Source organism: Pseudomonas paraglycinae (genome assembly GCF_021601625.1).
GTDB classification, from domain to species: Bacteria; Pseudomonadota; Gammaproteobacteria; order Pseudomonadales; family Pseudomonadaceae; genus Aquipseudomonas; species Aquipseudomonas paraglycinae.
The window spans coordinates 215694-227918 of sequence record NZ_BQHR01000001.1; the positions used below are offsets into that span (position 1 = coordinate 215694).

The 12225-nt window shown below is 61.3% G+C and carries 11 protein-coding genes; 10 read left to right on the forward strand and 1 reads right to left on the reverse strand.

The window, feature by feature from the left end:
* Positions 1-70: 70 nt before the first annotated feature.
* The 3 genes from rpmE (at position 71) to L6D82_RS01005 (ending at position 2567) form a co-directional block, all read left to right on the forward strand.
* The gene (rpmE, locus tag L6D82_RS00995; RefSeq protein WP_064592895.1) at positions 71-289 is read left to right on the forward strand and encodes a 50S ribosomal protein L31; all 219 of its coding nucleotides are present in this window, start codon (positions 71-73) and stop codon (positions 287-289) included.
* Between the two features lie 41 nt (positions 290-330).
* Positions 331-1113 carry a thermonuclease family protein gene (locus tag L6D82_RS01000; protein WP_085746413.1) on the forward strand — a complete coding sequence of 261 codons (783 nt, stop codon included), beginning with the start codon at positions 331-333 and terminating at the stop codon, positions 1111-1113.
* A 185-nt stretch (positions 1114-1298) separates the two neighbouring features.
* Positions 1299-2567 (forward strand): malic enzyme-like NAD(P)-binding protein, encoded by a 1269-nt coding sequence (locus L6D82_RS01005; protein ID WP_007952395.1) that lies wholly within the window; start codon positions 1299-1301, stop codon positions 2565-2567.
* 351 nt (positions 2568-2918) lie between these two features.
* On the opposite strand, the gene L6D82_RS01010 is transcribed toward L6D82_RS01005, so the two are convergent.
* Positions 2919-5363, reverse strand: a complete 2445-nt coding sequence (locus L6D82_RS01010) for a penicillin-binding protein 1A (RefSeq protein ID WP_371857333.1) — start codon at positions 5361-5363, stop codon at positions 2919-2921.
* A 220-nt stretch (positions 5364-5583) separates the two neighbouring features.
* On the opposite strand from L6D82_RS01010, the gene L6D82_RS01015 reads away from it, so the two are divergent.
* From L6D82_RS01015 to aroB, 7 genes are all read left to right on the forward strand, one after another.
* Positions 5584-6648 (forward strand): pilus assembly protein PilM, encoded by a 1065-nt coding sequence (locus L6D82_RS01015; protein ID WP_085746416.1) that lies wholly within the window; start codon positions 5584-5586, stop codon positions 6646-6648.
* Positions 6648-7214: a PilN domain-containing protein gene (locus L6D82_RS01020; protein WP_085746417.1), complete on the forward strand. Its 567-nt coding sequence runs from the start codon at positions 6648-6650 to the stop codon at positions 7212-7214. The genes L6D82_RS01015 and L6D82_RS01020 overlap by 1 nt, the downstream gene beginning before the upstream one ends.
* Complete coding sequence (pilO, locus tag L6D82_RS01025) at positions 7211-7834, forward strand: type 4a pilus biogenesis protein PilO (RefSeq protein WP_085746418.1); 624 nt, start codon at positions 7211-7213, stop codon at positions 7832-7834. Before L6D82_RS01020 ends, pilO begins: the two co-directional genes overlap by 4 nt.
* Positions 7831-8355 (forward strand): pilus assembly protein PilP, encoded by a 525-nt coding sequence (locus tag L6D82_RS01030; protein WP_007952383.1) that lies wholly within the window; start codon positions 7831-7833, stop codon positions 8353-8355. The genes pilO and L6D82_RS01030 overlap by 4 nt, the downstream gene beginning before the upstream one ends.
* Before the next feature lie 14 nt (positions 8356-8369).
* Positions 8370-10448 (forward strand): type IV pilus secretin PilQ, encoded by a 2079-nt coding sequence (locus L6D82_RS01035; protein WP_102686849.1) that lies wholly within the window; start codon positions 8370-8372, stop codon positions 10446-10448.
* Between the two features lie 4 nt (positions 10449-10452).
* The gene (aroK, locus tag L6D82_RS01040) at positions 10453-10971 is read left to right on the forward strand and encodes a shikimate kinase AroK (protein ID WP_045121685.1); all 519 of its coding nucleotides are present in this window, start codon (positions 10453-10455) and stop codon (positions 10969-10971) included.
* A 150-nt stretch (positions 10972-11121) separates the two neighbouring features.
* On the forward strand, positions 11122-12222 hold the full coding sequence (gene aroB, locus L6D82_RS01045) for a 3-dehydroquinate synthase (protein ID WP_102718302.1): 1101 nt from the start codon (positions 11122-11124) through the stop codon (positions 12220-12222).
* The last annotated feature ends 3 nt before the right edge of the window (positions 12223-12225 follow it).

Here is a 12225-nt window from a genome sequence, read left to right on the forward strand (position 1 = left end):
TCCGCGGCCTAATTACGTGCGGTATTCAACAATCGTGTTGGATGGCGGCACGCCAGCTGAGGAAAACACCATGAAAGCCGATATCCACCCGAATTACCCAGAAGTTGCAGTAACTTGCAGCTGCGGCAACAAGTTCGAAACCCGTTCGACCTTCGGCAAAGCCCTGTCGATCGACGTTTGCAACGAGTGCCACCCGTTCTACACCGGTAAGCAGAAGACTCTGGACACCGGTGGTCGCGTTCAGAAGTTCGCCGACCGTTTCGGTGCTTTCGGCGCGAAAAAGGCCTAAGGCCCTTCATTCTGGAAAACCTCAGCGGCTTTTCCGGTCTGATGAAAAAGGCGTCCCTTGCGGGCGCCTTTTTTGTGTCCGCGATTTGGCTCTCCTCCGTTCAGGCCTTCTGCCCGGCGCCGACCGGTCTGGACAGCGCCACGGTTCAGCGGGTGGTCGACGGCGACACCCTGCGCCTGATCGACGGGCGCAATGTGCGGATGATCGGCCTCAATACGCCCGAACTCGGCAAGCAGGGCCGCAGCGACGAGCCGTTTGCAGTGGCCGCGCGCAAGCGCCTCGAAGCCCTGGTCGCCGAGAGCGACGGGCGGGTAGGCCTGCGACTCGGCGTCGAGTCCAGGGACCGTTACGGGCGAACACTGGCCCATGTTTTCAGCGCCAGGGGTGAGAATCTCGAAGCGCAGATGCTCGCCGATGGCCTCGGTTTCCAGGTTTCGGTAGCGCCAAATGTAGATCTGGTCGATTGTCAGCAAGCCGCTGAACGCCGCGCGCGACAGGCCGGGCTTGGCCTGTGGAAACGCTCACCTGTACTGAAAGCGGAGCAGATCGAGCGCTCGGGTTTCGCGCTGGTCAGCGGGCGTGTGAGCAAGGTTCAACGCAATCGCGGCGGAATCTGGATCGAGTTGCAGGACAAGCTTGTACTGCGCGTTGCACCCAATCTGCTGCATCGCTTCGATGGCGCCTCTCTGCAGGCATTGAAGGGCAAGCAGATCGAGGCTCGTGGCTGGGTGGTCGACCGTTCCCGGCGCGGTGGACTGAAATCAGGTCAGGCGCGCTGGTTGCTGCCGCTGACCGATCCTTCGATGCTCCAGCCGTCCCGCTGAATAAAAAAGTTGTAGACATTTTTTCTATCGATTGTGAACAGTCTAACCCTTGTGCGCCGTGGCTCTTGGCCCAAAGTCGTAGGGCAGGGCGCTTGACAGGGGTGACCGGGCAGTCTTGTGGGGACTTTGCGAGGCGCGTATCCTCGCTGACCAGTCTGTCCAACAGTAAAAAGCGGAATGCCAAAATGTCTGATCTGAAAACTGCCGCTCTCGAATATCATGCCAATCCTCGTCCAGGAAAGCTGAGTGTCGAGCTCACCAAGGCCACTGCTACCGCCCGCGACCTGTCGCTGGCCTACAGCCCCGGCGTAGCTGAACCAGTGCGCGAGATCGCCCGCGATCCTGAACTGGCCTACAAGTACACCGGCAAGGGCAACCTGGTTGCAGTCATTTCCGATGGCACCGCGATTCTGGGCCTGGGTAACCTCGGCCCACTGGCTTCCAAGCCAGTGATGGAAGGTAAAGGCGTGCTGTTCAAGCGCTTCGCCGGCATCGACGTCTTCGACATCGAAGTCGACTCCGAAAGCCCGCAAGCCTTCATCGACACCGTAAAACGCATTTCCATCACCTTCGGTGGCATCAACCTGGAAGACATCAAGGCGCCTGAGTGCTTTGAGATCGAGCGCGCTCTGATCGAGCAGTGCGACATTCCGGTATTCCACGATGACCAGCACGGCACCGCGATCGTGACCGCTGCGGGCATGATCAACGCCCTGGAAATCGCTGGCAAAACCCTTGCCGACGCCAAGATCGTCTGCCTGGGCGCTGGCGCAGCCGCCATCTCCTGCATGAAATTGCTGGTGAGCATGGGCGCCAAGGTCGAGAACATCTTCATGGTTGACCGTACTGGCGTGATCCACGCTGGCCGTGACGACCTGAACCAGTACAAGGCTGTGTTCGCTCACCCTACCGAGAAACGCACCCTGGACGACGCCATCGAAGGCGCTGACGTATTCGTCGGCCTGTCGGGTCCGAACCTGCTGAGCGCCGAGCAACTCAAGCGCATGGCGGCCAACCCGATCGTCTTCGCATGCTCCAACCCGGATCCGGAAATCTCCCCGGAACTGGCTCACGCCACCCGTAACGACGTGATCATGGCCACCGGCCGTTCGGACTACCCGAACCAGGTCAACAACGTACTGGGCTTCCCGTTCATCTTCCGTGGTGCCCTGGACGTTCGCGCCAAGCGCATCAACGAAGAAATGAAGATCGCTGCCGCCAACGCCCTGCGCGAACTGGCCAAGCTGCCGGTTCCTCAGGAAGTCTGCGACGCCTACGGCGGTATCTCCCTGGAATTCGGCCGTGAGTACATCATTCCGAAGCCAATGGACAAGCGCCTGATCACCGTGATCTCCGACGCCGTGGCCAAGGCCGCGATCGAGACCGGTGTGGCGACCCTGCCGTATCCGAAGAACTACCCGCTGAAAAGCGTGGATGACGTGTTCAACGGCTAAGCCGTTGTAGCGCTTCATGAAGAGCCCCGCTTTTTAAGCGGGGTTTTTTTTGTCCGTGAAAATGCGTTCCAGCTTGAAGGGCGGCCCTCACCCTAACCCTCTCCCAGGGGGAGAGGGGACCGAATGGGGGATATTGATGAGTTACGCCGACGTGAAGGCCTTGCTGTGAATCCATAATCGACTCGGTTATTCAGGTCGACGTACAGCGCCAGACACATCGGTCAGTCCCCTCTCCCCCTGGGAGAGGGCTAGGGTGAGGGCGGCCTTTGATGTGAAACGCCATTCTCGGTACGACAGAAAACAAAAAGCCCCGCACTTCTCACGAAGGTGGGGCTTTTTGGCAGTTGAGGATCAGAACAGATCGATCGGCGCCTGTTCATCCGCCGGCAGCGGACTGCCCGGAACTGTGCCGTTGCCGATCTCATTGACCGACGGTGGCGTGTCCTCAGCCTTGAAAAGCTCGAAGTACGCGCCTGGTGTGCTCGGCGATGCCGCACGACCGCTGACCGGATCGACCCGCAGGCTGAGGATGCCTTCCGGCTCCGGCTGGACGTGCGGCGGCTTGTCCTTGAGCGCGGCGGCCATGTAGTTCATCCAGATCGGCAGTGCCACGGTGCCGCCGAACTCTCGGCGACCGAGGCTTTCCGGCTGGTCGAAACCGGTCCACACGGTGGTCACGTAGTCGGCGTTGTAGCCGGAGAACCACGCGTCCTTGGATTCGTTGGTGGTACCGGTCTTGCCGGCGATGTCGCTGCGGCCCAGGGCCAGTGCGCGACGGCCGGTGCCGAGCTTGATCACGTCCTGCAGCATGCTGTTGAGGATGTAAGTAGTACGGCCATCGACGATACGCTCGGCGACTGCTGGAGCTTGCGGCACAGCCGCGCTGCCCGGCGCTTCACCCGGAACCGGCGCGGCATTGACGGTAAACGATTCGGTAGCGGGTGCCGCGATGCCATCGGTGGCCGCGCCGCCCTGCGGTACGGTCGGCGGGTTGGCGACGAACAGCGTATCGCCGTTGCGGCTTTCGATCTTGTCGATGATGTACGGGGTGATCTTGTAGCCGCCGTTGGCGAAGGTGCTCCAGCCGGTGGCGATTTCCATCGGCGTCAGGGTCGCGGTGCCCAGCGCCAGGGACAGGTTTGGCGGCAGGTCCTGCTTGTTGAAGCCGAAACGGGTGATGTAGTCGATGGTCTTGCCTACGCCCATCGCCTGCAGCAGGCGGATCGACACCAGGTTGCGCGACTTGTACAGCGCCTCACGCAGACGGATCGGGCCGAGGAAGGTGTTGGTGTCGTTCTTCGGACGCCAGACCTTGTCCAGGTACTCGTCGACGAACACGATCGGCGCGTCGTTGACCAGGCTGGCGGCGGTGTAGCCGTTATCCAGCGCGGCGCTGTAGACGAACGGCTTGAAGCTCGAGCCCGGCTGACGCTTGGCCTGCATCGCGCGGTTGTAGTTGCTCTGCTCGAAGGCGAAACCGCCGACCAGCGAACGGATCGCGCCGTTCTGCGGGTCCAGCGACACCAGCGCGCCTTGCGCCTGCGGAATCTGGCTGAATTTCAGCGAATTGTTCGGCTGGCGCTGCACGCGAATCAGGTCGCCGATCTGTGCCACATCCGACGGCTGACGCGGGTTGGCACCCATGCTGTTGGTATTGAGGAACGGACGGGCCCATTTCATGGTGTCCCACGCCACGTGCTCTTCGCCCGTGCGGGTCAGCACTTGCAGGCCGTTCTTGTCGACCTGGGTGACGATGGCCGGTTCGAGGCTGCTGATGGTGCGTTGCTTGGTCAGTTCGGTGGCCCAGGCTTCGCGGGTCTTGCCCGGCAGGCGCGATTCAGGACCACGGTAGCCGTGACGCTGGTCGTAGGTCATCAGGCCTTCGTGCAGCGCGGTGTTGGCCATTTCCTGGAGATTGCTCGGGACCGTGGTGGTAACGCGGAAACCTTCGGTATAGGCGTCGCTGCCGTAGCGACCGACCATTTCGGCACGGGCCATTTCGGCGATGTACGGCGCGTTCACTTCCGGGGTCGGCACGTGATAGCTGGCGTTCAGCGGCTCGTTGATCGCGGCGGTGTAGTCGGCTTCGGTGATCTTGCCGAGCTTGTACATACGCCCGAGGATCCAGTCGCGACGCTCCTTGCTGCGCGCCGGGTTGGCCAGCGGGTTGAAGCGCGACGGGGCTTTCGGCAGGCCGGCGATCATCGCCATCTGCGCCAGGCTGACCTCGCGGATCGACTTGCCGTAATACACCTGCGCCGCCGCCTCGATGCCGTAGGCGCGGTTGCCCAGATAGATCTTGTTCACGTACAGCTCAAGGATCTCGTCCTTGGTCAATTGCCGCTCGATCTGCAGGGCCAGCAAGATTTCCGTGGTCTTGCGCGAGAAGCTGCGTTCGCTGGTCAGGAAGAAGTTCTTCGCCACCTGCATGGTGATGGTGCTGCCGCCGGACTGGATGTGCCCGCTCTTGACCAGTTGGGTCGCGGCGCGCATCAGGCTGCTTGGATCGACGCCGTAGTGGTTGGCGAAGTTGTCGTCTTCAGCACTTAGTAACGCATTGATGAAATTGGGGGGAATGTCGGCGAAACGGATCGGTGTGCGGCGCATTTCGCCAAATTCTGCGATCAACTTGTTGTCGCTGCTGTAGACCCGGAGCGGAATCTGCAACTGAATGCTTCTCAGCGCCTCCACAGATGGCAAACCCGGACTAAGGTAAAGAAACGCGCCGCTGAGACCTAAAAGCAGTCCGCAGAAAACGGCGACGATGGACCAACCGAAAAATTTCAGCAGACGAATCAAGGCTTTTGGACATCCACGGCAAAGAATGAATTGGGCGACAGGGTCCCGGCTAACACACAGAACGACCCGCGCCGGCAGTAAAAAGCGGAAAAAAACGCTGGGCATTATAAGCACTTTTCCGCTGGGGGCGTCATTTGCGCTTCTGTCAAGACGGGGCGAGGGAACGCAATGCGCATTACAGAGTCCGTAACTCACGGAAAGTCATAGGGAATTGGTAGTGCTAGGACTCTTCAATAAAAAGGCCAATACGTTACTGGGGATCGATATCAGCTCCACGTCGGTGAAGCTACTGGAGCTGAGCCGTCAGGGGGAGCGCTACCGGGTCGAGGCGTACGCGGTGGAGCCGTTGCCGGCCAACGCCGTGGTCGAAAAGAACATCGCCGAGCTCGAGGGCGTCGGCCAGGCCCTGTCCCGGGTGCTGGTCAAGGCGCGTACCGGGTTGAAAACCGTGGCGGTGGCGGTGGCTGGATCTGCGGTGATCACCAAGGTCATCGAAATGGACGCCGGGCTGTCCGACGACGAACTGGAAAACCAGCTCAAGATCGAGGCCGATCAATACATTCCCTATCCGCTGGACGAGGTCGCCATCGACTTCGAAGTCCAGGGCGTTTCGCCGCGCAACCCCGAGCGGGTCAACGTGCTGCTGGCCGCCTGTCGCAAGGAAAACGTCGAAGTCCGCGAAGCGGCGCTTGCACTGGCCGGGCTGACGGCGCGGGTGGTGGATGTCGAGGCTTATGCGCTGGAGCGCTCGTTCGGCCTGCTGGCCACGCAACTGGCCGCGTCACAGGATCGGCTGACGGTGGCCGTGGTCGACATCGGCGCCACCATGACCACCCTCAGCGTCCTGCACAACGGCCGGATCATCTATACCCGCGAACAGCTGTTCGGCGGTCGACAGCTGACCGAGGAAATTCAGCGCCGTTATGGCCTGACCCTTGAGCAGGCGGGGCTCGCCAAGAAACAGGGCGGTCTGCCGGACGACTACGTCAGCGAGGTGCTGCAACCGTTTCGCGAGGCGCTGGTGCAGCAGGTGTCGCGCTCCCTGCAGTTCTTTTTCGCCTCCGGCCAGTACAACGCCGTCGACCATATTCTGCTGGCCGGCGGCACGGCGTCGGTGCCCGGGCTCGATCGGCTGATCGAAGAGCGTCTGAACACCCCGACCCAGGTCGCCAACCCGTTTTCCGACATGGCCTTGAGCAGCAAGGTCAACGCCGGGGCCCTGGCGAGCGATGCGCCGGCCCTGATGATTGCCTGCGGGCTCGCGCTCAGGAGTTTCGACTGATGGCGCGGATCAACCTTTTACCCTGGCGCGAGGAGCGCCGCGAAGAACGGCGCAAACGCTTCCTGCTGGCCTTGACCGGCGTGGTGGTCGGTTCGGTGGGGGCGGTGCTCATTGCCGATCAGATCATCAGCGCCGCCATCGCGCGGCAGGTCGCGCGCAATGACTACATCGGCAAGCAGATCGCCGTGGTCGACGAACGGATCAAGCAGATCAGCGAGCTCAAGGCCCATCGTCAGCAACTGGTAGAGCGCATGCGCATCATCCAGGACTTGCAGGGCAACCGGCAGATCAGCGGGCGGATCTTCGATCAGCTGGCGCGCACCTTGCCCGACGGGGTGTATTTCACCGACGTGAAAATGGTCGGCAATACCCTGTCGATCAGCGGCGCGGCGGAGTCGAACAATCGGGTGTCCGACCTGATGCGCAACCTTGATGCCTCCGACTGGTTCGATGCGCCCAACCTCAATGAAGTGAAAGCCACCACCGCTGGCCAGGTGGATCAGGCCAACGTCTTCCAGCTGACCGTTCGCCAGACTCGACCCCGGATCGAGGAGGACGACCAATGAAGCCGTCCGAGTGGCTGGACAGCCTGCGCAATGTCGATTTCAACGACCTGGACACCAGCAACATCGGCTCCTGGCCGCCAGTGGTCAAAACCCTGGCCGGCGGGCTGTTGATGGTGCTGGTCCTGGCGCTTGGCTATAACTTTTTCATCAGTGACCTGGAGAACCAGCTCGAGCTCAAGCGTGAGGAGGAGGTCACCCTCAAGGAGCAATTCGCGAGCAAGGCGCGCATGGCGGCCAATCTGGAGCTGTACACCCAGCAGATGAAGGAGATGGAAAACTCGTTCGGTGTGCTGTTGCGGCAATTGCCCAGTGACACCGAAGTGCCGGGGTTGCTGGAAGACATCACCCGCACCGGGCTGGGCAGTGGTCTTGAATTCGAAGAGATCAAACTGCTGCCGGAGGTTACCCAGCAGTTCTACATCGAGCTGCCCATCCAGATCACTGTGACCGGCGCCTATCACGACCTTGCGACTTTCGTCAGCGGCGTGGCCGGGCTGCCCCGCATCGTCACCCTGCACGATTTCGAGCTGGCGCCAGCCAATCCTGAAGGTGGGCCGAAGCTGCGCATGAGCATCCTCGCCAAGACCTACCGCTATAACGACAAGGGGCTGCAGAAATGAGCCCGATCCGTTTTATCGCCTTGTCGGCATTGTTATTGATGCTCGGTGGCTGTGGCGGCGATGACTTCAGTGACCTCGACGCCTACATGAATGAAGTGCGCCTGCGTCCGCCGGGCAAGATCGAGCCGACCCCGACCTTCCGCTCCTACCCGACATTCACCTACAGCGCCGCCAACCTGCGCAGTCCGTTTTCGCGTCAGCTACGGGTCGATCTGGCCGGGCAGAAACACGGCTCGCGGGACGTGAAACCTGATCCCAACCGGGTCAAGCAATACCTCGAAGGTTTCAACATCGAGCAGTTCGAAATGGTCGGCACGATTGCCAACGCCTCCGGTTCCTTCGCTTTGCTGCGGGGGGCGGGCGGGGTTCATCGGCTAAAGGTCGGCGATTACCTGGGGCGCAACGACGGGCGGATCGTTGCGATCAGCGCTTCACAGGTCGAGGTGGTGGAAATCGTTCCGGATGGCCAGGGCGCCTGGCTTGAGCGGCCGCGCACCATTCCTTTGAAAGAGCACTCATAAGTGGAAGTCGAATAATGAACAGGATTTTTTCCACCCTCGGTTTTTCGCTATGGATGGCGCTGCTTTCACCGATGGTACAGGCAGCCAATCTGAAGGCGCTGGACGTCGCGGCACTGCCGGGCGACCGGGTCGAGCTGAAGCTGTCATTCGACGGCCCGCCTCCGCAGCCCAAGGGCTACACCACCGACTCGCCGGCACGGATTGCCCTCGATCTGCCGGGTGTTGCCAGTCAACTGGCGAGCAAGACTCGCGATCTGGGCAGTGGCAATGCCCGCACGGCCACGGTGGTCGAGGCCAATAACCGGACGCGGCTGATCATCAGCCTGACGCAACTGGCGCCGTACGACACCCGGGTCGAAGGCAATACGGTGTTCGTGGTGGTCGGGCAAGGCAGCAAAGCCGTTGCCCAGCGTACGGCGGCTCGTGCGCCGCGCGCAGCACCTGCGGCAGCGCCGGTCCGCACGTTTGCGCCGACCGCCAGGGCCATTCGCGGCGTCGATTTCCAGCGTGGTACGGCAGGTGAAGGCAATGTGGTCATTGATCTGTCCGACCCGGCCATTGCCCCGGACATTCAGGAACACGACGGCAAGATCATCCTCAATTTCGCGCGTACCCAATTGCCCGAGCCGCTGCGGGTGCGCCTCGACGTCAAGGATTTCGCCACCCCGGTGCAGTTCGTCAATGCCGGTGTCAGCGGTGATCGGGCGACGATCACCGTCGAACCCAGCGGTACTTTCGACTATTCCACTTACCAGACCGACAACAAGCTGACTGTCAGCATCCGGCCGTTGACCGTCGATGACCTGCAAAAGCGCAACGCCGACCGCAACAGCTATAACGGCGAAAAGCTCTCTCTCAACTTTCAGGACATCGATGTGCGTTCGGTGCTGCAACTGATCGCCGACTTCACCAACCTCAATCTGGTGGCCAGCGATACGGTGCAGGGCGGCATTACCTTGCGCCTGCAGAACGTGCCGTGGGATCAGGCGCTGGATCTGGTGCTCAAGACCAAAGGCCTGGACAAGCGCAAGGTCGGCAATGTGCTGCTGGTGGCGCCGGCAGATGAAATCGCCGCCCGCGAACGGCAGGAACTGGAATCGCAGAAACAGATCGCCGAACTGGCGCCGCTGCGCCGCGAACTGCTGCAAGTGAACTACGCCAAGGCTGCGGACATCGCCAAGCTGTTCCAGTCGGTCACCAGTGCCGAGGCCAAGGTCGACGAACGGGGTTCGATCACCGTCGATGAACGGACCAACAACATCATTGCCTACCAGACCCAGGATCGCCTCGACGAGCTGCGGCGGATCGTGGCGCAGCTGGATATCCCGGTGCGTCAGGTGATGATCGAGGCGCGGATCGTCGAGGCCAACGTCGATTACGACAAGAGCCTGGGCGTGCGCTGGGGCGGCTCGATCCAGAACAAGGGCAACTGGAACACGTCCGGGGTCAGCAACGGTTCCTCGACCACCATCGGCACGCCGGGCAGCACCAGCACCAACTCGCCGTTCGTCGACATGGGCACGGTCAACAACACATCCGGGATCGGCATCGCCTTCATCACCGACAACGTCTTGCTCGACCTTGAGCTGACCGCGATGGAGAAGACCGGCAACGGCGAAATCGTCTCGCAGCCCAAAGTGGTCACCTCCGACAAGGAAACCGCAAAGATCCTCAAGGGCACCGAGATTCCGTATCAGGAAGCCAGCTCCAGCGGCGCTACGTCGGTGTCCTTCAAGGAGGCGTCGCTGTCGCTGGAAGTGACGCCGCAGATCACCCCGGACAACCGCATCATCATGGAGGTCAAGGTCACCAAGGACGAACCGGACTACCTGAACAAAGTGCAGGATGTACCGCCGATCAAGAAAAACGAGGTCAACGCCAAGGTGCTGGTGAACGACGGCGAGACCATCGTGATCGGGGGCGTTTTCTCAAATACTCAGAGCAAGGTTGTAGATAAGGTGCCATTTCTTGGCGATGTGCCGTATCTTGGCCGCCTTTTCCGGCGTGATGTGGTTTCGGAGAAAAAATCCGAGCTGCTGGTATTTCTCACTCCGCGTATCATGAATAACCAGGCGATTGCTGTGAGTCGTTGATTCTGTGCGAAATTTGATTCTTGTAGGACCGATGGGGGCTGGAAAAAGCACCATCGGCCGATTACTGGCCAAAGAGCTGCGCCTGCCGTTCAAGGATTCCGACAAGGAAATTGAACTGCGTACGGGCGCCAATATCCCGTGGATCTTCGACAAGGAAGGCGAGCCCGGCTTTCGTGACCGTGAGCAGGCGATGATCGCCGAGCTGTGCGCGTTCGACGGCGTGGTGCTGGCGACCGGTGGCGGCGCCGTGATGCGCGATGCCAACCGCAAGGCCCTGCACGAGGGCGGGCGGGTGGTGTATCTGCACGCCTCCGTCGAACAGCAGGTCGGCCGCACCTCTCGCGACCGCAACCGGCCGTTGCTGCGCACCGCCAATCCGGAGAAAACCTTGCGCGATCTGCTGGCGATCCGTGATCCGCTCTATCGGGAAATCGCCGATCTGGTGGTGGAAACCGACGAGCGGCCACCGCGCATGGTCGTGCTCGATATTCTCGACCGCCTGCAGCAACTTCCGCCCCGTTAAAGCGCCGCACGAAATGCGCTATCCTCGGCGACCTGTAATGGCCGCCAAGGGTTGTGGCGGATGGCGTGCGAGTGGCGTCACACCAGCACATGCCGTGAACATTCGATAATTCCAGGCAGGACGCCTGCTTCATCTTCATCGTGGGGACACATGCAGACACTCAAGGTCGACCTAGGCGAGCGCAGCTACCCGATTCACATTGGCGAAGGATTACTGGACCAGCCTGAACTGCTGGCCCCGCATATCCACGGGCGGCAAGTGGCAATCATCTCCAACGAGACCGTTGCGCCGCTCTATCTCGAACGTCTGACCCGCAGCCTGGCGCAGTTCTCGGTGGTTTCCGTGGTGCTGCCCGACGGCGAAGCCTTCAAGAACTGGGAAACCCTGCAACTGATCTTCGACGGCCTGCTGACCGCCCGTCATGACCGTCGCACCACGGTGATCGCCCTCGGCGGCGGTGTGATCGGCGACATGGCCGGTTTCGCGGCCGCCTGCTACCAGCGCGGCGTCGATTTCATCCAGATTCCTACCACGCTGCTGTCCCAGGTCGATTCGTCGGTGGGCGGCAAGACCGGGATCAACCATCCGCTGGGCAAGAACATGGTTGGCGCGTTCTATCAGCCGAACGTGGTGCTGATCGATACCGCGTCCCTGAAAACCCTGCCAGCGCGCGAGCTGTCGGCCGGTCTGGCGGAAGTCATCAAGTACGGTCTGATCTGCGACGAGCCGTTCCTGACCTGGCTCGAAGACAACGTCGACGCCCTGCGTGCGCTGGATCAAACGGCCCTGACCTATGCCATCGAGCGCTCCTGCGCCGCCAAGGCTGCAGTGGTCGGCGCCGACGAGAAGGAAACCGGCGTACGGGCCACGCTCAATCTCGGCCACACCTTTGGCCACGCCATCGAAACCCACATGGGCTATGGTGTCTGGTTGCATGGCGAAGCGGTCGCCGCTGGCACCGTGATGGCGCTGGAAATGTCCGCGCGCCTGGGCTGGATCAGTGAGCAGGAGCGCGATCGCGGCATTCGCCTGTTCAAGCGTGCCGGTCTGCCGGTGGTTCCGCCGGAAGAGATGACCGAAGCCGATTTTCTTGAACACATGGCAATTGACAAAAAAGTGATCGACGGTCGCTTGCGCCTGGTGCTGCTGCGCCGGATGGGCGAAGCGGTGGTGACCGACGATTATCCGAAAGAGGTTCTACAGGCCACGCTGGGAGCGGATTACCGCGCTCTGGCTCAGCTTAAAGGTTAATAA